Origin of the sequence: Virgibacillus sp. Bac332 (assembly GCF_003667785.1) — a bacterium.
Lineage (GTDB): Bacteria > Bacillota > Bacilli > Bacillales > Amphibacillaceae > Virgibacillus > Virgibacillus salarius.
The window spans coordinates 1,945,790-1,965,677 of the sequence record NZ_CP033046.1 but is presented as its reverse complement, the minus strand read 5'-3'; the positions used below and the strand labels follow the sequence as shown (position 1 = coordinate 1,965,677).

Genomic DNA, 19,888 nt, shown 5'->3' with positions numbered 1-19,888 from the left:
ATCGCACCCTTTCCTTAATTCACTATTAGTCACTATTTCTTAAGAGTTGATCTTCCACATATGCAATATGCTGTTCCACTTGTTTTTGTACTAATTTAGCGTTCTTTGTAAGCAATGCCTCATATAATTGCTTATGTTCTTTATAATATGAGATTGGACTTGAATAATATTTGTCCAGATGAGCAACGTATACCCGAATCTGAACTGCTATCGATTCATATATTTTAATGAGTCGTGAATTACCACACCTATTAATTACATATTGATGAAATTTTAAATCTAGACCAAACAACTGGTCCCAATTTTCTTTTTGTGCTTCCAACTCCATTTCTTCAATAATGGACAGCAATTGTATAAAATGCTTTTTTTCCAAGTGTTTTAATGCTTTCACAAAAGCGTTTGTTTCAATCATTAAACGCAATTCAGTCATCTCATCTAAATCACGATTGGTAAACATAGAGACAAATGTACCTTTACGAGCTCTGTTAACCACTAACTCCTCCTGTTCAAGAATCTTCAATGCCTCTCGCACAGTACTTCGACTGACATCAAATCGCTCTGCAATATCCGTCTCAATCAGCCGATCACCAAATCCAATTTTCCGTATTAAAATATCTTGGCAAAGTTGTTCAGCAATCAATTCACCTAAAGACTTTTTTAGTAATACGCCATTATCATTCATTGATATTAACTCCTTTTTTTACCTCTTAGAAATGTGTCGACAAGTACATTAGTATTTAGTTAGAGGGGGAATAGAGTGAAACTTCCATCCGGTTTTTACTGAAAGAAATACGTACAAAGGCTTCATTCGCCACGTCTGTGGTAACGCCTTTGTGACCTACTTCCATGTAGGCCCGAACCAATCGGACATTTACTGGCAGTTGACCCACACTTAGCTATATTGGTTTCTCCTCATTGCTTGAGGGGGCTTACTGCCAGTTATATGCGGGATAAAGTGAGACTTCCATCCGTGGGGAAGTTTATTTATCCCCACGGATGGTTAGACGAACCAATCGGACATTTACTGGCAGTTGATCCCACACTTAGCTATATTGGTTTCTCCTCATTGCTTGAGGGGGCTTACTGCCAGTTATATGCGGGATAAATGGACCTTGACTTATTTATTAGAACCTACTATGTTGAAAGTAATTTAATTTTAAGATAGTACAGAATGGGGGAAGCTTATTATGAAAATTCTTGCCTATCAACGCGTCGAAAAGCCTGTGCTTGATGATTTACAAAAAAACCATGACGTTCAATTTTTTAAGAATGTGGATACAAATTCAGATCAAGCTTTCTTAGCTTTTCTTCAACAAGCAGATGGTATTATTGGACTCGATTTAAAGATTGATCGTCAATTATTGGATCGTGCTCCAAACTTAAAAATTGTTAGTAATGTTTCAGTTGGGTACAATAACTTAGATTTAGAAGCATTGACTAATAGAAAGATTATGGCAACTAATACTCCTGGCATTCTGACCGATACAGTCGCTGATATGGTCTTTGGCTTAATACTATCAACAGCTAGAAGGCTCCCCGAACTCAATCAACTCGTAAAATCAGGTAATTGGGTTGAATCACTGGATAGTAGACATTATGGTACTGATGTACATCATAAAACAGTAGGTATTATTGGTATGGGGAGAATCGGCTTTGCCATTGCCCAACGAGCTCATCATGGTTTTGATATGAACATTCTCTACCATAGCCGCACCCGAAAGCCCGAAGCTGAAGAGAAATTTCAGGCAACCTACGCTAGCTTAGATCAATTATTACAACGTTCTGATTTCGTTTGTCTGATTACACCATTAACTAAAGAAACAAAACATTTGATTGGTCAACGGGAATTTAACTTGATGAAGAAAACAGCTATTTTCATTAACGGTTCTCGCGGAAAGACAATTGTCGAACAGGATTTAATTCAAGCGTTAAAAAACGGCAATATCGCAGGTGCAGGCCTTGACGTATTTGAACAAGAACCTGTCGATCCTAAAAATGATTTATTGAAAATGGATAATGTAGTCACCTTACCCCATATTGGTTCATCGACTCACGAGACGGAATTAAAAATGTCAGCATTAGCTGCCGAAAATTTGCTTGCAGGTTTACGTGGACAAAAACCACCAAACTTAATTAATGATACGGTATGGAAATAAAGTGAAACTTCCATCCATGGGAGCTGTTATCCCCTCGGATGGTTAGTACCACAAGGGTATGACCTAAAGGCCCTTAAACCAATCGGACATTTACTGGCAGTTGATCCCACACTTAACTATATTGATTTCTCTTCATTGCTTGAGGGGGGCTTACTGCCAGTTATATGCGGGATAAATTAGTACGGATATTATTTCCACCTTCGTTCAAGGCAGTCACTTACGTTCTGCCTTAAACGAACCGTTTTGCTATATTTAGGCTAAACGAATATTAGGTTTTACTAATAATTCACGAGGAAAATCTGCTAACACTTCACAGCCTTTATCTGTTATGCGAAAAGATTCACTTATTTCAACCCCCATATGGTCAAGCCATATTCCAGGTATCATATGAAAAGTCATGTTCTCTCTAAGGATTGTATGATCGCCAGCTCTTAGACTAGCAGTATGCTCTCCCCAGTCTGGGGGATAGTTTAATCCCATTGAGTAACCAAGCCTCGAATCTTTTTTTATTCCACTTTTCTCTATAACTCTGCGCCACACAGCCTCTACCTCTTCACAAGTAATACCTGGACGAATGGCATCTAACGTTATATTTATCCCCTCTACTACGACGTCTGCGATATATTGAATATTTTCATCTGGCATACCAAGAAAGATTGTTCTAGCTAAAGGTGAGTGATATCGTTTATAGCAACCAGATAATTCAATAATTACCGGATCACCTTGTCGGAATAGCTCATCTGTCCACGTAAGATGACAAGCTGAAGTTCGATCACCAGTTGGTAATAATGGTACAATTGCAGGGTAATCTCCGCCAAAATCATCTGTTCCCCGGATCTGGGCATGAGCAATTGCTGCAGCAGCATCGGATTGCCTTACTCCAGCATCAATGGAATCAAAAGCAGCCTGCATCGCCCCTTCAGCGATTTTTGATGCAATTTTAATACATTCTATTTCCTGATCAGACTTAATAATTCGTATCCAATTTACTAAATTTGTTCCGTCCTTAAATACAGCATTAGGCAGATTTTCTTTTAGCTTCATAAAATTTTTTGCTGTGAAATAGTAGGCATCAAACTCAGCTGCAATCGTTTTCTTGTCATACTTTTTAGCTTTAATAAAATCACTGACAAACTCCATCGGATGTTTTTCGGAAGACTGGATATAATCATCTGTATATGGATATACATGATCCGCTTCTAACCAAGATGTGTGGAAAGCCGCACTAGCATCTTGCCCTCTGCCAATCCAATAAGGTTGATCCTCATCAATAAAAATGACAAGCAATTGATGTACGTAGAATGACCATGCATCATATCCACTTAAATAATTCATATTAGCTGGATCTGTGACAAGTAAAACCTCAATTCCTTCATTAGCCATACGGTGTTTTGTTTTCGTTAACCTTTCATAATATTCAGAAATAGAAAAAAACACCATACAAACCCCTCCATTCATTTAAAGTGAAGCTGCTTGAGTGAACAACACCAACATCAAAGTAGATCATATAAATATCACAAGAATTAATATTGTTGTTAATTGTAATTTCTTTGATGATTGGAAAAGTTTAACAATCATGGGCGAGGAACTTTTCACTGCCCATGCGTTTGAAAAGACAGTTACAGTAGGCATTAGAAATAAAGTGAAACCTCAATTAGGTTTTTACTAAAACAAACACGTACAAAGGCTTCATTCGCCACGTCCTGTGGCAACGCCTTTGTGGCCTAATGTAGGCCCGAACCAATCGGACATTTACTAGCAGTGCCCCCTCTTACCAATATTGGGTTCACTTTATTGGGGGCGCTTACTGCCAGTTATATGCGAGGTAAAAGGGTGGGATTAATAGAACATGCCTGTCGATTGTCGGCATTAAATACAAAATAATGCACACAAATTAAAAAGTATGGAATACGTTATATTTTCTTCTAATGTGTACTATAAATATATGTAATAACACAATAAATGATGAAAATGCTATTTAAAAATGGGCGCAGACAGAGCAATCTCTGCCTCTACCCATTTATTTTGTCACAGACTACACTTGAGAATAGTATAGCAATTGAATGTTTAATCGTCTATATTATTTTTCTGTATTTTATAAATTTATTGACTATTTTCTTTAATTGTGTTTAATTATTGGTAACTTGAATTTGTCGACAAACGACAAAGAGAGCCAACCTGAAATCACTACAGTAACTATTCCTCATTCATCATATATCACATTTGCTACTTTTCCCTTCTTTCACTTTCAGCTTTTTTATTTGATCCGATTATAGAAAGGAGTTTGTTATATTGGAACCAACTATAAAAAAAGAGGACCTGTTGGAAAAAGATGAGAAGTATCTTTGGCATGGCATGAAAAGATATAACCCTAGCAGTACAATGATTAGCACCAAAGCTGATGGTATCTGGATCACGGATATCGACGGTAATAAATTTCTTGATGCACAGGCAGGATTATGGTGCGTTAATGTAGGTTATGGTCGAGATGAACTAGCTGACGTCTGTGCACAGCAATTAAAGGAGATGCCTTATTATCCATTAACACAAAGTCATATACCAGGAATAAAATTAAGTGAAAAATTAAATGAATGGCTAGGCGACGATTATGTTATTTTTTATTCCAATAGTGGATCGGAAGCTAATGAGACAGCCTTCAAAATTGCCCGCCAATATTACCAACAGACTGATGCACCTAATCGCTATAAATTTATTTCACGCTATCGCTCGTATCATGGTAGCACTTTAGCTACATTAGCAGCCGGTGGACAAAATCAACGGGCCTATAAATACGAACCATTAGCATCAGGCTTCGTCCATATCACACCGCCGGATTGCTATAGGAGCCCTTTTACGCATGAAAATGAACAATGCTGTCACCAAGCTGCTGATGAGTTAGATCGCACAATTACTTGGGAGATCAAAGAAACAATTGCTGGATTTATTATGGAGCCAATTATTACTGGCGGCGGAATATTAGTTCCCCACGATAGTTATATGAAAAAAGTTCGTGAGATTTGTGATAAGCACGGTGTCTTATTAATTGCTGATGAAGTTATCAACGGGTTTGGCAGAACAGGGAAGCCCTTCGGATTTATGCATTATGATGTAAAACCAGATATAATTACGATGGCTAAAGGACTAACAAGTGGATATATGCCACTAGCAGCAACTGCTGTAAAACGTGACATATATGAAAAATTCAAAACCTCAACGAAGGAATACGATCATTTCCGTCATGTTAACACATTTGGCGGCAGCCCAGCAGCTTGTGCTGTTGCTATACGAAATTTAGAGATTATGGAAGAGGAACATTTAGTCACTAACGCTGCGAACCTGGGGGAATATTTGCTCGCAGAATTACAAGAACTGTATACGCACCCTAATGTTGGTGATATTCGTGGTAAAGGACTATTAGCTGGTATTGAGCTTGTAAAAGATAAACAAACAAAGGAACCAATTGATGAAACCATAGCTGCAGGCGTCGTGAACTATTGCAGAAAAAGAGGCATCATAATTGGCAAAACAAGCGATACGGTTGCAGGCTATAACAATATTATAACGATGTCACCACCGCTTTCTATATCAAGAGATGAAATTAATTATCTAGTAACCATCCTAAAGGATGCTATTGCTGCGATTTAGTATAAAGTGAAACTTCAATCAGTGAGGATTTACTGCCAGTTATATGCGGGATAAAGTGAAACTTCCATCCGTGAGGAGTGTGTTTATCCCCCACGGATGGTTAGGTGAACCAATCGGACATTTACTGGCAGTTGAACCCACAATTAGCTATAATGGTTTCTCTTCATTGCTTGAGGTGGGGGCTTACTGCCAGTTATATGCGGGATAAAGTGAAACTTCCATCCGTGAGGAGTGTGTTTATCCCCCACGGATGGTTAGGTGAACCAATCGGACATTTACTGGCAGTTGAACCCACAATTAGCTATAATGGTTTCTCTTCACTGCTTGAGGGGGGCTTACTGCCAGTTATATGCGGGATAAATTTCGAACGCCAACACACCCAAAAACAGCATAAAGGCTTTTGGATGTGCGAGTAACGTGTAAAAAAGATTATTCATAAAGGACACTGTTTTCGTTATCTGGAATGGAAGGCGGTCGACACCAGCGGGAAAAGCACGAGGTGAAGACCCCGTAAGCGAGCGCACTTTGCGAGTGCGGAGACTGAGACCGTGCCCGCGGTAAGCGTACCGCCTGAAGCGCAAGATAACAAGGGCATACCGCTCGCCGTTTTTCATCCCTATTGAATACTATTTCTTAGTTAGTCGGCACTAAATTTATACAGGATAACATTCATGACCAACGTCATTTGACAAAGAGCCAATTTACAAAACTATTTTTTACCTAGAAAAGAGCGCAAACGCCCGATTAGAAGCGTAGCGACTGGAGTTGCACGCAGCTCAACAAGCGCATATTTATCCACATGGGCAAATTTTGCAATTTCCTAAACTATAAAAAAATCGAGTATATACCTTTAACAGGCTATACTCGATTTTAAAGACCTTAGTTATACAATATTGGTGCACCTGGTCCAAGCTCGATACCAAGCAGCATCCACACGACAAGCATAATCGTCCATCCGATAAGGAAGAAAATGGAATACGGTAGCATCGTTGAAATTAACGTACCAATTCCCATTTTTTTATCATATTTTTGTGCGAACGCAATAATAATTGCAAAGTAAGTCATCAGTGGAGAAATAATATTCGTTGAAGAATCTGCAATCCGATACGCCATTTGTGTTAACTCTGGAGAATAGCCTAGTTGCATCATAATCGGTACGAAGATCGGAGCCATCATCGCCCATTTTGCCGAGGCACTACCAATAAAGATATTAATAAAGGCTGCCAATACGATAAATACGAGCACCAATGGTATTCCTGTTAAATTAATATTTTGTAAAAACTCTGCACCATATACGCCTAGCACTAACCCCATGTTAGATTCATTAAAATATGCAACAAACTGTCCCGCGGTAAAAGCTAATACGATAAACATACCCATGGAAGCCATTGTATCTGACAATTGCCCAGCTACATCTTTATCATTTTTAATTGCTTTTGTTACCTTCCCGTACACGAGACCAGGAATAAAGAAGAGAATAGCAATAATTGGTACCAATGAATCCATAAATGGTGAATCAATAATTGGCTGATCACCTGTTCCACGCATAGGAGCTCCTTCAGGTACGATGAGTAAGGCGGTTAAAATGACAGCAATAATAATCGATACAACAGACCAAATTAATCCTTTTTTCTCTATACTGGTTAGCTTCTCAATCTTCTCTCGATACTCCCCTTTGTATTCTCCTAAACGGGGCTCTACAACACGTTCCGTAACCCATGTACCAATAATGGTAAGCACAAAAACGGATACAATGATAAACCACCAGTTCATGGCAATACTCATTGACTCTGCATAAGCTGGATCAATGACAGCAGCACCGGCTATCGTTAACTCTCCGAGTAAAGCATCTGTTCCCGATAAAAATAAATTTGCACTAAATCCGCCAGATACTCCCGCGAAAGCTGCTGCCAGACCGGCTAATGGATGACGACCAATTGCCGCAAATAATAATGCACCAAGCGGTGGTAATACGACATATCCAGCATCCGATGCTACGCTTGACATGATCCCAGCAAACACCAAACCTAATGTTATAAAACGATTCGGTACGGACAGGACAAACCCACGAAGCAATGCACTAATGAGACCAGAGCGTTCTGCAATTCCAATACCTAACATGGTAACTAATACTACTCCAAGTGGGGCAAACCCAATGAAGTTATCCGTCATGCTAGTGAAAATATATTGTATCCCTTCCGCATTTAGCAAATTTTTAATTTCTACCATCTTCCCCTCTTCTCCAGGATGCTCTACACTAATTCCTAGAGGAGAAAGAGCTGCTGATAATAGCAATACAATTAATGCCAATATTGCGAATAATGTAACTGGGTGTGGTAACTTATTTCCAACTACTTCAATGCCATCCAACGAGCGTTGGAATACACCTTTCTTCTTCCCCATATCATTTCTCCTTTCTCTTGTTGTCAAATGGGTAATATTCTGAAAATAAACCTAAAATGTAAGCGCATGTAATCCATTATATAAGGCATATCCATAAATGGAAATAGAAACAAAATAAGTAAAAATAATAATATTTTTCCCAATATTATTCCAATTAAAAAAGATATTTGTGCCAATACTACTACATGAAGGCTAATATCGCTATGATCACCTTCACCAATTGATACATATATGCTCCATAAATAGACTTAAGACAGATTAAAAAAAAACGGAGCAAAATTCGCTCAGTCCTTATCACTAAATGCTCAGATTTACGCTCCCTCTAGTAGCTATTATGGAATAATAGCTACTGCTTGACCACCACTCCGGCTGTCCACTTCCCTTTCCGTGGGGTTTGCCCTTCAGCTAACTTTTTTAGCAAAACCCGCTCAAAAAAGTGGATCTTCAGGTCAAACATTTCCCACAGGAGTTGAAGTGGCTGGCCTTCGTTATTATCAGGCTCTACAACGCTAGCATGAAGTAACACAGCTGCTTTTATAATCACGGATAACGATTTTCACTTTACCCATTGGAAAAAAAGTCAACCTATTACTTATGACAAGAATTGTTGCACCTTCTCATAGCGGAGACTAATTACGTAGACTCCTGCGGGATTAGCGCGAGCCGAAAATCCACTTTGCAACGTGTTCTTCTTTGCAAAGTTAGTTGAGGCCGCGCCCGCGGAAAGCGAAGTAATTCGTCGGAGCATTGCCAATATCCATCAAACATTTCAAAATAACTACTTGGCTTAACGCAGTCATTGCACTGATTTTATACTTTCTTAACTTATGAAAAAAGGAAGAAATACCGGTGTAGTTTGGTTATCTTTTAAGACAGGATGACTTCTGAGACATACCTATCTATACACCGAGGCTATTTCTCCCCTTTTTCTATTCACATCATTACTCTAGCTACCGTTTAAAATAAGGATTTCCCTTCTGTCCGATCCATAAATCGGATTTTTCCATATGATAGGCAAGTTGCAACAAGCGGTGCTCCTCTCCTTTTCCAGCCATCACTTGAACGCCAAGTGGTAAACCATTATCTGATACATAAACAGGTATCGACATTGCCGGCTGTCCAGTTAAATTAGCCAGTTGTGTAAATGGAGTATAGGTTAAACTAGGTAAAAACATATCATAAATAATGTCCTGCTGCTCTTCGATTCTAGCTAATTGCATCTGTTCAATTAGCCGATCCTTCTCAGCACTGCTCCAAGTGAGTTCTCCTACCTTCGGTGCCGTATACGCAGATGCAGGTGTAATAAAAAAATCGTACCTTTGATGAAAGGTAGCCATCTGTTCAGCGGCAGTATCCCATGATGCAAGGCTAGCAGAAAAGGCAGCTGCTGAAACGGATTGACCAGCAAAATTCAGTAACCATGTCTCCACCTCTACATCATCCGTATCAATCGGGCGACCAATTGATTGCTCGACACTGTTTATCATAGTTGCTATTTCGCCACTGTTCATTAGATAATAGTTTTGCATTAATTGCTTCCCATCAACCTTGGGCTCTGCTTCCTCTACATGAAACCCTTGTTCCTCCAACCAATTTACAGTATCCATAACGGCAATCTTTGCATCGTGTGAAACAGGGGTACCAACTGGCGATTTCGTCGTAAAAGCAATCCGCAACTGTTTCGGTAAATGTTGCTGTATAAATAGCTTATATTCTTCTGAAAATAGTTGCGCTTGAAATGCAGCTTCTGGTTGGATCGTTTGTAATATATCCAGCATACTCGCACTATCTCTAACCGAACGAGTTAGTACAAAATCTATCGCTGCACCATGCCATTGCCGACCAACCCCAGGACCTACCGGAGTTCGTCCCCTCGTTGGTTTTAAACCAAATAATCCCGTAAATGATGCAGGGATGCGAATGGATCCACCACCATCGCTTGCACCAGCAAGCGGGACAATACCTGAAGCGATAGCCGCTGCCGATCCACCACTTGATCCACCAGGAGAGTAGTTTTGATCCCATGGATTCTTTGTTGGCCCATCAACCTCTGGTTCTGTTATATTTTTCAACCCAAATTCGGGTGTATTCGTATGGCCCATGAACTGGAAACCTGCATCTCGAAAAGCTGTAACAAAATGCGCATCCTCATTAGCAATAGACGTTTGTAATAATCTGGAGCCTGAGGTGATTTTTTCTCCAGCTAATCGCTGTGATATATTCTTTAATAGTACTGGAACTCCAGCAAATGGCCGTTGGAAGGATATTTCTTTTTGTACTTCAGAAAGCGCCTTCTCTCTTCTATGTTGAACAACCGCATTTAAGTCAGGATTTACACGATCAAGTTGTTGAAAGCTTACCTCTAGTAATTCTTTGGGAGTTACTTCCTTTTTCCTAATTAATTCAGCTAAAGCGGTAGCATCCATTTTTATGTATTCTTGAACATTCACTGCTATACCTCTTTTCTCCATGATGCCATTAGTGTATCACTGAATGTTCAAGTTACCAAATCTAATCTATTCTTTTTCATAATTGCTTGCATCGTCTTTTTTCTTCCATGGCGGATCGCCTAATTTATGAAATTTCATATTCATTTTTGCAATTGCGAACGGGACTAGAAATGCGAAAGCCATGTATATATACGTTTTGAAGCTCGGTAAATTGTTTACAAGATTATGCCACATTTGCTAATCGTCTCCCGTCGTCTTCACTTTATCTGATGAACCAACCATTTGTACCTTTACTGTCACATTGATATTAATCTTGCTTTGAGAATAATAATTTTCTCCTTTATCCCAATCATCCTTCACTGTATTCCAAAATGAATAGTGTTTCTGATATAAATTATCACCAACACCGATCACATCAACTTTTAGCTCTTTTTGTAATTTATCTTTTGTTTGAGTAGTCATTTTTTTTATTTTATCTTCTACAGCCTTTTCCACTTTCTTTATATACGAATCCATACGTACGCTTGCCTTACCAAACCGTTCCGCTACATTTCCATTTACATGAATATCAATTTTTGCATCAATGTCAGTTTTATCTTTTGGGGTCACATGGATACCTCGATCTACACTCTTTAATTCCACTGTAACCATTTCGCCATTTACGTTTACTTTAATGGACCCATCTGTACTCGTTTCTGTTAAAAACGCTAGACCTTTAGCTTCCTCACCCATTAAGGAATCAACCATCTCGTTTGTCACACCATTAAAAACTGCTGCTCCTTTATATTGGATAAATTTATCGGCAACAAAATGTACCTCTGGGATGCTATAGCCCCGTTCGCTTAATAGTAGCTCTTGTAATTCTCCAATATGAACGGGTTTTAATGATCCAGCATTCTTATAATTATTTTCCATCAAGGAATCCAAATACAGTGCAGGTATTTTCTCATTGTCAGGCTTAATATCTAGTATCTTTCTTGCTTCCCCCTCAGCAATTACGATACGGATTCCTCTCCGCATTTCATGGTCGCGGATAAATAAGTCCATAATACTGCCAAACAGATGGGGTTCCTTCACTACATCCTCAGATACAATTAAAACCTTTAAATGCTGATAAAACGGTACTTGACTAGTTAATGTAGCCATTTCACGATTGGCTTGAAAAAGACTTTCTCCTGTAGCAGATATATTTAGATACGCCTTTTGTTCCCCTCCCCTTCCTTGCATCGGAGCACCTAAGCCTGAAGGAACAACGAATTGACTTGTCAGCATTAACTCATAGGAACCATCTGCTTTCTTTTCGACTAAATCGATAGCCGATCCAACTGCGAAGCCTCGATCTTCAATCTCTACCCGATCCCAGCAGCCCGTTAATACTAATGTCAACAAACAATAACAGAGGAGAAATACCAGCTTTTTTTTAGGCATTTGATCTTCTCCTTTTAATAAGCGACATGATAACTAACAGAACGGTAACAAATAAGGTGATTAAAATACCGTAATAACTAACAAATTCACCAAGCTGAACTACCGTTATTAGATCTTGAGGGAACATGCCAATAAGATATATTAATGGAGTCAGAATATATACTAGTTGAATCTTTTTTAATTTCGAAATAGATTCTAAGGCAAATACGGTTACATCAAAGGACATAGCAGTTGTATTAAAAATTGACATAATCCACATCACAAAGAAAATCGAGTCAAAACGTTCAAAAAAACCACCAGGAACCTCGATTTCTTTAGCCAATTCAATAATAGGATAGTTTAAGTTTGCGGTTGTTAAATTGCCAAACATACCTAAACATAGTAGGTAGATAAAGATGTAGAGAACAGGTACGATGGACATGCCGATCGCCGCCATCTTCGGAGCTTTTTTGGGCTTGCGAACGATGGAAATATAAAAAAATAATATGGACAAACCGGTGAAAGAAAATGAAGTTGTTTGCATTGCCTGCAAATGTCCAGATAGATCCGTTTTAAACACAGGCAGATAATTGTCCACACTAAACCAAGCGACTGCGAATCCGCCAACAAGCATAGTAATAAAGATAATAATCGGGAAAAACATCATGTTTAACCGAAAGAGCCCTGCTCTAGATCCGGCTATTGCATAAACAACAACCAACAAAAAAGTTAACGCAATAACTTCTACCGGAGTCTGATCAAATAAGTATTCCTTCGCAATATCAGAAATAATTCGTATCATAAATGCCGTTAATACAAACCCATGCAGCGCAAGTAGAATGGTAAGCACGGTAGCAATCGGTCGTGTTACGAGTGATGATGCATAGCTAAAAAAGGATTGATGTGGATACGTTGAAGCAAGCTTAGCAATTAGCCAAGCAAAACCAATAAATAAAACGCCAACTATAAGAATAGTTAGCCAGCCATCCGCTGAAACTGTATTTTTTGCTATTTCTCTAGGTAGTGAAAGGATGGCAACACCAATAATAGTAGAAGGAACGGCTATCAATAATTCTTTATCACTAATCGTTTCATCGCCATATTCGAACCACTTCAAACCTTTTTCCCCTCCTTATCTCCAGCCTTCGAATCGGTAGGCTGTAAATATTCCGGACGCTTCGTTAGCATAGGTATCGGCACACGCAGGATTAGATCATCCCAATCTCTAAAGAAGGTTGGCGCAAATGGTGCTGAATATGGAACACCAAAACTCTTCAGATTTACAATATGAATATTAATCATAATATACGCAAGTACAATACCGTATAATCCTAAAAAGGCAGCTGCTATCATAAACGCAAACCGGATTAACCGAAAGGATATCGCTACACTATACAATGGGAGTGTAAACGAAGCTACTGCCGTTAACGCAACTACAATTACCATAATCGGGCTGACCACTCCTGCCGAAACTGCTGCTTCACCAATTACCAAACCACCTACAATTCCGATTGTTTGTCCAATTGTCTTCGGTAATCGTGCTCCTGCTTCCCGTAATAACTCCATAGTAAATCCCATCAATACAGCTTCAATAAAAGCTGGAAACGGTACACCTTGTCTTGTAGCTGCTATGGAAAAGGCAAGCTCTGATGGTATCATTCCTTGATGGAAGGATACTAGTGCAATATATAATGCCGGAAGAAACATCGTAATAAAAGCTGCTAAATAACGCAGACATCTCAATAATGTCCCGATCAGCCAGCGCTCATAATAATCTTCCGGAGATTGAAATGTATTGCCTATCGTTGTAGGTGCAATTAATACAAATGGCGTACCATCTAAAAGGATGACAAATTTCCCCTGTGTTAACCCAGCAGCCGCTTTATCTGGTCTTTCCGTATTATCTACCTGTGGAAAAGGCGATAAAAAACTATCCTCAATCCATTGTTCAATATAGCCAGATTCCAGTGCATCATCTGTATCAATCGCTTCTAACCGACGATTCACTTCCTTTAAGATATCTGGATGAATAATCCCTGATATATAAGCCACTACAAGCTTCTTTTTCGATCTCCTCCCAATTTCGTGTGTCTTAAAATGCAAATTCGGATCCCGAATTTGTCGACGAAGAAGTACCATATTTGTCCGTAAATTTTCAACAAATCCCTCTCTGGGACCTCGTATTAATGATTCTGACACTGGTTCTTCTATCGAGCGATTTTCCCACATCTTTGTATCCAATAATAAAACACGATCAACGCCATCGAGGACAAACACAGAACCACCTGAGAGTAGCGAAAGCATTAGTTCATCCATGGTATTCACATTTTGAATACTTGTTAAACTGATTAGCTCTTCATGAATAATCGCAAGCAAATTTGGCTTATCTGTGTTTGTCAGCTCTTTATTTCTTTCGATAATCTCTAAATTTTTTAGAACATTTTCTTCTATCGTAGCCTTATCACTAAGGCCATCTATGTAAACAATCGCGCACTTATGTTCTCCTAAATGGAATCTCCTCATAACTAAATCATTTGGAGAATCAAGCATCTCTTTTATACTTTTCAAGTTATCGTCAATCTTCGCATCTAAATACCGGGAAAAATTCTCATCATTAGCGGTTATCCCTTTTTTACTTTTCCTTTTAAATATGGAGCGAGCAGCCACAGCATCACCTTCAATATAGAGTATTTCTCCTCTTTTTTTGCCCTACTTCCTACAAATTTATACCCATTGTTTTTTTCCTAAATACTGTATAATAATTCATTTTCCACAGAAACTACAAAAGATAGTTATTCAATATGTATAGATAGGAAGGGGTTTTAATTTTGGGAAATCATCAATCTATTGCTCTCTCTGCTGCTGATATATCTTCACTTTGGACTACATACCAAAGCGATACCGTAACAAGGTGTGGACTTCAATATTTTCTAAATCATGTAGAGGGTACAGATATTCAACAGATACTCGAAGAGGCACATACTTTAGTAGAAAAGCATATTGCTCATATTGAAGAAATATTTCATTTAGAGGGTATACCAATCCCACATGGGTTCATGGATGAGGATGTTGATATTCACGCACCACGTCTCTTCTCTGATCACCTTTATTTAGAATATACACATAACATGACCATTCTAATGCTGAGCTCTTATAGTATGGCTCTATCCGTTGCAGATCGCGATGATGTTATTGACTATTATTCGACGAATCTTGAATTAGCTAAAGATCTCCATAAACGAACAAAAGAATTAGAAAAGGAAAAAGGTATATACATTCGTACTCCACGTATTCCAATACAATCGAATATAGAATTTATCCAAAAGAAAAACTTTATTTCCGGATGGTTCGGTGACCGCAGGCCATTACTTGGTATGGAAATAACTAATTTAGTCTTTCATGCTAAGCGAAACGCATTAGGACATGCAGTAATTACTGGTTTTAGCCAAGTAGCACAATCAAAAGAAGTTAGAAAGTTCTTTGAAAGAGGTAGGGATATTTCAGGGAAGCATTTAGAAGTATTTACATCTATTCTACATGAAGAATTTTTATCTGATGGAGCACTTCTATTGACTTCCGAAGTAATGGATTCAACAAAGCCACCATTTTCTGATCGATTAATGATGACCTTTGTTTCCACCCTCATCGCATCTAGTATAGGACAATATGGAGTTGCACTTTCTACTAGTCCACGTCATGACCTGAGCGTACAATATACCCGTTTAATCGCTGAAGTTGCCAAATATGCAGATGATGGAACGAAAATCCTGATTGAAAATGGTTGGTTAGAGCAACCACCAATGGCAGCTAATCGTAAAGAATTAGCGAAATAGGGCTTTGTATGGAGCAGAAATTATCAAAGAAGAGTAGAAAATTAGAAGTGCTGCTGTGGAGTATTGCATTACCAGGTTTTGGCCAGTTATTAAACCAAAAGTACGTAAAAGGTTTATTGTTAGTCGGACTAGAATTTATCATTAATATCATGGGGAACTTTAACCAGATTATTATTTTAAGCTTTCACTTTAGAATCGAAGAAGCAATCGAGGCAACGAATTATCTATGGCTGATGTTCTATCCTTGTCTATATTTTTTTAGTATTTGGGATGCCTATCGAGATGCTGGTGGTGGAAAAAGGCCGTTTGCATATCTTCCTCTTGTGTTCTCGGCATATTTTGTAACAGTAGGTTTAATATTTTCATCTAATCTTACATTATTTGGGAACTTAATCGGTCCTATGTGGTTGCCAATCTTATTTTTACCAATTGGCTTAGGTATTGGAGGAATTATTCAATGGATACTCCTAAAAGTACTTAAAAATAAAACGGATGCAAATGCCTAAAAAGCTCTCGTGATAAGAAATAACTCGAGAGCTTTAGACGATTAAATATATTCTATTATCGTAGTTTAAATTTTTTTACAAGTTCATTTAAGTCTTCAGCAAGCTTTGCTAATTGCTGTGAACTATCCACTACTTCCTCCATTGAACTACTAGACTGCTGAGCTGCTGCAGATGTCTGTTCAATACCTGCAGACGACTCTTCCGTAATAGAAGCAATCTCTTGAATAGATTCATTCATTTTATTACTATTTGAAGTCATTTCTGCTAAATTGTCAGCCATGCTATTTATTGTATGAACCATCTCCGTAACAAACATAGAAATTCCATTGAATGTTTCTTGAGTTGATTTAATCTGTGATGTCCCTTCTTCTACCTCTGTATAACTTCCTTGTAAAGATTCTGTTACTAGCGTTGAATTCTGTTGGATATTGGAAACGATTTTGGTAATATCTGTTACAGATTCCCCTACCTGCTCAGCAAGCTTCCTTACCTCATCTGCCACTACAGCAAATCCTTTACCATGTTCTCCAGCTCGTGCAGCTTCGATGGCAGCATTTAATGCTAATAAATTTGTCTGATCCGCAATGTCTCTTATTACATTTACTAGACTAGATATTTCCTGTGATTGTACGTCTAGATCCTTCACTTTATGAACAGCATCTTTAACAATTTCATCGATTTTGACCATTTGGGCAGAAGAAGATTTCATCATTGAATCTCCTTCTTCAGTCATTGTTAAAATCTCATTTGATGCTTGTTGTATAAGTGCTCCTTTATCATTTGTTTCCCGGACCTTTGTTGTAAAGTTATCCATGTTCAAGGCAAGGTCACTCGCGTTGTTTGCTTGTGTTTCCGATCCAGCTGACAACTCTTGCATCGTAGTTGCTACTTGCTCTGATCCAGCTTTTACGTCATTCGCTGTTTGTGACAATGACTCGCTATGATTACCTACCGTCTCAGAAACGGAACCAATTCTTCCCAGAAGTTGATTCGTATTTTGATTCATTTCATTGGTAGCATTTATTAACTGCCCTAATTCGTCCTTTAATGATGTTTGTAAAGGCTCATGATGAAGCTCACCTTTTGCGATTAATTTCATTCGTTTTGTTAGGTTAAAGATTGGCCTCGAAATAATACGAACAATAAATAGTTCTATAGCTATACTTATGATGGCTACTAACACGGTAACTACAATTATAACGATATGAGTAGATTTCCCATCGTCTATAATCGATTGCCCGTCATCCGTAATTTCTTCCTTCGTTACTGTAAGAGACTCTTCTAGCCTTGACCGAAATTCACTTTCTAATGGTTCTACCTCGCTTGTCATCTTCGTCATTGCTTGTTCTCTATTTCCAGCGTCATAAATAGAAAATACTGACTCTACCGATTCTTCCCATTGGTTTTTCATATGTATTAGTTCTTTAATCTCTTCATTGTTACCATTTTTGGCAAGCTGTTCTTCTAACGTTTTGTTTTCTTCCTTTATTGCTTCATATCGCTGTTTATAATCAGCTGCATTATATAGTAAATATCCTCTAGCTAGCCCCGTTTGCTGTGCCAAATTTGCGTTTATTTCTTCAGCAACGCTAACATACGGTAGATCTTGCTCAATCATCTCTTCCACTTGATGATTTGTTTTGCCTACGAAAATAAAGTTATATATACCTAAGAGACAGCTTGAAATAATAACAATTGAAAAGCTTACATATAGCTTATTTTTTATATGCTTAAAATTCATTATTTTTTCCATCTACCCAAACCCCTTTTCAAATAAGATACTTCACAACCTCTATATGTGTTTTATCGGAATTATTTTTAGGTAAATGTATATCCTTTTTAATTTTTGTATAATTCAGTTTATTAAACAAGTTGTTTCTTTGATCTATGTTGCTTGAACAAGTATACTAATTATAGGAATTTTTGCAGTTTAGGATTTGAGGTTGGGTGAATTTGAAGAAGAAAAAAACTGGCGATCCCAGAATAAGAAGAACCATCGCGTTTTTAAAAAAATCCCTTATTCTTTTAATGAAAGAAAAACAGTTACATGAAATAACCATTAAAGATCTTTGTGAAAAAGCTGGAGTAACAAGACAAACATTCTATCTCCGATTCGATGATCTTGATCAATTTGTTCACTATGTTTCTAATTTAATACTTGAGGACTTTCATGAGAAGTTAGAGGTTAACGAATCGCAGACAGAGCTAAAAGATATGAATCTAGATAATTATACGATCTTTATCCGCCTGTTTGAGCATATCCTCGATAATCAAGCTTTTTATGAATCACTACTTGCTAAAAATACAGGATCTCCCTTCGCTACAGGCTTCAAAAAAGAACTCTATCATTTTATTGAAGCAGGGCTTTCGATGGTCTCTCCTAACGATGAAACAATAGCAGCACCAAGAGAAGTTATTATTGTATATACAACAGCTGCCTATTTTGAAGTCATCGTTTGGTGGATAAATAACAACTATCCTTATTCGAAAGAAAAAATGGCACAAATCTTACTTCACTTATCTGTTAAAGGTCCTTATAAATAAAAATAACCCAGCAATGTGCTAACTGGGTTATTTTTATTTATGTTAGAAAGCATTGACTACACTTCTATAAAGCGGTCCAACCACCATCGATAACTAACTCAGCTCCCGTCATGAAGCGAGATTCATCAGATGCAAGGAATAACGCGCCATATGCCACATCTTCTGGCTTGCCTAAATAAGGAAGCTGTGTAAATGTTTGATAGTATTGCATCGCATCTTTCATAGAAGGTGCTGTCATCGGTGTTTCAATAATTCCTGGATGCAATGAGTTAACGCGAATATGATCTTTTGCATAATCTACTGCTGCTGACTTAGATAAGGATCGAAGTGCACCTTTCGCTGCAGTATATGGGCTTGTCCCAGCCATTCCAACAATTCCCCCGATAGAAGAAATATTAATGACAGATCCTCCACCTTGTTTTTGCATTTCTGGAATGACATACTTCATCCCTATAACACAGCCATTCAAATTAATATCCATTACTTTATTCCATTCATTCATTTCCATTGTTGCAATGGTCTCTGGGCTAGATACACCAGCGTTATTTACCAAAATATCAATTTTTCCATATGCTTTCAGCGCTTCAGCAATGACCTGCTTCCACTCTTCCTCTGACGTAACATTATGTTGAAAGGCTATTGCATCTCCACCATTATCCTTTATATCATCTATTACTTTATTTAATAGATCTGTTTGAATATCAGTTGCAATAATTTTTGCTCCTTCTTCAGCAAATAGCTTTGCTTCCATTGCCCCCATGCCATTGGCAGCTCCGGTAATTAACGCTACCTTATTATCTAATCGACCCATGTTCCTCATCCCTTCTTAGAAAAGAATTTGTTTTACAGATGAAGTATATCATTTAAGTTGTTTAATTGACAAATAATTTACTTGGTGTAAATTATTAAAAGATGTCGTTTTTATCCTATAGGAAGAACGCTTC

16 protein-coding genes are annotated in these 19,888 nt (G+C 38.1%); 5 read left to right on the top strand and 11 right to left on the bottom strand.

Annotation, left to right across the window (positions count from 1 at the left end):
• Nucleotides 1-25: 25 nt before the first annotated feature.
• Nucleotides 26-682: a GntR family transcriptional regulator gene (locus tag D9782_RS09460; protein WP_121604607.1), complete on the bottom strand. Its 657-nt coding sequence runs from the start codon at nt 680-682 to the stop codon at nt 26-28.
• A 505-nt stretch (nt 683-1,187) separates the two neighbouring features.
• On the opposite strand from D9782_RS09460, the gene D9782_RS09455 reads away from it, so the two are divergent.
• A complete protein-coding gene (locus tag D9782_RS09455) occupies nt 1,188-2,156 on the top strand; it encodes a 2-hydroxyacid dehydrogenase (protein ID WP_034678054.1) in 969 nt (322 codons plus the stop codon).
• Between the two features lie 252 nt (nt 2,157-2,408).
• Here D9782_RS09455 and D9782_RS09450 read toward each other — a convergent pair whose 3' ends face one another.
• Entirely contained in the window at nt 2,409-3,596 is a 1,188-nt protein-coding gene (locus D9782_RS09450; protein WP_205601754.1) for a M24 family metallopeptidase, read from the bottom strand.
• Nucleotides 3,597-4,448: 852 nt separating this feature from the next.
• On the opposite strand from D9782_RS09450, the gene D9782_RS09445 reads away from it, so the two are divergent.
• Nucleotides 4,449-5,801 (top strand): aspartate aminotransferase family protein, encoded by a 1,353-nt coding sequence (locus D9782_RS09445; protein ID WP_121604606.1) that lies wholly within the window; start codon nt 4,449-4,451, stop codon nt 5,799-5,801.
• An 879-nt stretch (nt 5,802-6,680) separates the two neighbouring features.
• Here the strand turns inward: D9782_RS09445 and D9782_RS09435 are convergent.
• The 7 genes from D9782_RS09435 to D9782_RS09410 form a co-directional block, all read right to left on the bottom strand.
• Nucleotides 6,681-8,204 (bottom strand): AbgT family transporter, encoded by a 1,524-nt coding sequence (locus tag D9782_RS09435; protein WP_026681860.1) that lies wholly within the window; start codon nt 8,202-8,204, stop codon nt 6,681-6,683.
• A 346-nt stretch (nt 8,205-8,550) separates the two neighbouring features.
• Nucleotides 8,551-8,748 (bottom strand): hypothetical protein, encoded by a 198-nt coding sequence (locus D9782_RS09430; protein WP_121604604.1) that lies wholly within the window; start codon nt 8,746-8,748, stop codon nt 8,551-8,553.
• 406 nt (nt 8,749-9,154) lie between these two features.
• Nucleotides 9,155-10,654, bottom strand: a complete 1,500-nt coding sequence (locus D9782_RS09425) for an amidase (protein WP_026681859.1) — start codon at nt 10,652-10,654, stop codon at nt 9,155-9,157.
• Between the two features lie 66 nt (nt 10,655-10,720).
• Nucleotides 10,721-10,888 (bottom strand): hypothetical protein, encoded by a 168-nt coding sequence (locus D9782_RS22850; RefSeq protein ID WP_162986287.1) that lies wholly within the window; start codon nt 10,886-10,888, stop codon nt 10,721-10,723.
• 3 nt (nt 10,889-10,891) lie between these two features.
• Complete coding sequence (locus tag D9782_RS09420) at nt 10,892-12,082, bottom strand: Ger(x)C family spore germination protein (protein WP_121604603.1); 1,191 nt, start codon at nt 12,080-12,082, stop codon at nt 10,892-10,894.
• Nucleotides 12,075-13,178 carry a GerAB/ArcD/ProY family transporter gene (locus D9782_RS09415; protein ID WP_121604602.1) on the bottom strand — a complete coding sequence of 368 codons (1,104 nt, stop codon included), beginning with the start codon at nt 13,176-13,178 and terminating at the stop codon, nt 12,075-12,077. Before D9782_RS09415 ends, D9782_RS09420 begins: the two co-directional genes overlap by 8 nt.
• Nucleotides 13,175-14,611, bottom strand: coding sequence for a spore germination protein (locus D9782_RS09410; protein WP_121605861.1), 1,437 nt, complete (start codon nt 14,609-14,611; stop codon nt 13,175-13,177). Before D9782_RS09410 ends, D9782_RS09415 begins: the two co-directional genes overlap by 4 nt.
• A 278-nt stretch (nt 14,612-14,889) precedes the next feature.
• Here D9782_RS09410 and D9782_RS09405 point away from each other — a divergent pair, with 278 nt between their 5' ends.
• Together D9782_RS09405 and D9782_RS09400 are read left to right on the top strand one after the other, a co-directional pair.
• Nucleotides 14,890-15,894 (top strand): DUF3231 family protein, encoded by a 1,005-nt coding sequence (locus tag D9782_RS09405; protein ID WP_121604601.1) that lies wholly within the window; start codon nt 14,890-14,892, stop codon nt 15,892-15,894.
• 8 nt (nt 15,895-15,902) lie between these two features.
• Nucleotides 15,903-16,400, top strand: a complete 498-nt coding sequence (locus D9782_RS09400) for a hypothetical protein (protein WP_121604600.1) — start codon at nt 15,903-15,905, stop codon at nt 16,398-16,400.
• Nucleotides 16,401-16,455: 55 nt separating this feature from the next.
• Here the strand turns inward: D9782_RS09400 and D9782_RS09395 are convergent, their stop codons facing one another.
• Nucleotides 16,456-18,153 (bottom strand): methyl-accepting chemotaxis protein, encoded by a 1,698-nt coding sequence (locus tag D9782_RS09395; RefSeq protein WP_121604599.1) that lies wholly within the window; start codon nt 18,151-18,153, stop codon nt 16,456-16,458.
• 200 nt (nt 18,154-18,353) lie between these two features.
• On the opposite strand from D9782_RS09395, the gene D9782_RS09390 reads away from it, so the two are divergent.
• Nucleotides 18,354-18,944: a TetR/AcrR family transcriptional regulator gene (locus tag D9782_RS09390; RefSeq protein ID WP_121604598.1), complete on the top strand. Its 591-nt coding sequence runs from the start codon at nt 18,354-18,356 to the stop codon at nt 18,942-18,944.
• A 64-nt stretch (nt 18,945-19,008) separates the two neighbouring features.
• On the opposite strand, the gene D9782_RS09385 is transcribed toward D9782_RS09390, so the two are convergent.
• The gene (locus D9782_RS09385) at nt 19,009-19,755 is read right to left on the bottom strand and encodes an SDR family NAD(P)-dependent oxidoreductase (protein WP_026681851.1); all 747 of its coding nucleotides are present in this window, start codon (nt 19,753-19,755) and stop codon (nt 19,009-19,011) included.
• Nucleotides 19,756-19,888: the final 133 nt, after the last annotated feature.

Bases quoted from the DNA above. Each gene is read 5' to 3' on its own strand.
- D9782_RS09400 (WP_121604600.1), top strand. From the start codon at position 15,903: ATGGAGCAGAAATTATCAAAGAAGAGTAGAAAATTAGAAGTGCTGCTG.
- D9782_RS09460 (WP_121604607.1), bottom strand. From the start codon at position 682: ATGAATGATAATGGCGTATTACTAAAAAAGTCTTTAGGTGAATTGATT.
- D9782_RS09450 (WP_205601754.1), bottom strand. From the start codon at position 3,596: ATGGTGTTTTTTTCTATTTCTGAATATTATGAAAGGTTAACGAAAACA.
- D9782_RS09420 (WP_121604603.1), bottom strand. From the start codon at position 12,082: ATGCCTAAAAAAAAGCTGGTATTTCTCCTCTGTTATTGTTTGTTGACA.
- D9782_RS09385 (WP_026681851.1), bottom strand. From the start codon at position 19,755: ATGGGTCGATTAGATAATAAGGTAGCGTTAATTACCGGAGCTGCCAAT.
- D9782_RS09410 (WP_121605861.1), bottom strand. From the start codon at position 14,611: ATGCTTGATTCTCCAAATGATTTAGTTATGAGGAGATTCCATTTAGGA.
- D9782_RS09455 (WP_034678054.1), top strand. From the start codon at position 1,188: ATGAAAATTCTTGCCTATCAACGCGTCGAAAAGCCTGTGCTTGATGAT.
- D9782_RS09435 (WP_026681860.1), bottom strand. From the start codon at position 8,204: ATGGGGAAGAAGAAAGGTGTATTCCAACGCTCGTTGGATGGCATTGAA.
- D9782_RS09395 (WP_121604599.1), bottom strand. From the start codon at position 18,153: ATGGAAAAAATAATGAATTTTAAGCATATAAAAAATAAGCTATATGTA.
- D9782_RS22850 (WP_162986287.1), bottom strand. From the start codon at position 10,888: ATGTGGCATAATCTTGTAAACAATTTACCGAGCTTCAAAACGTATATA.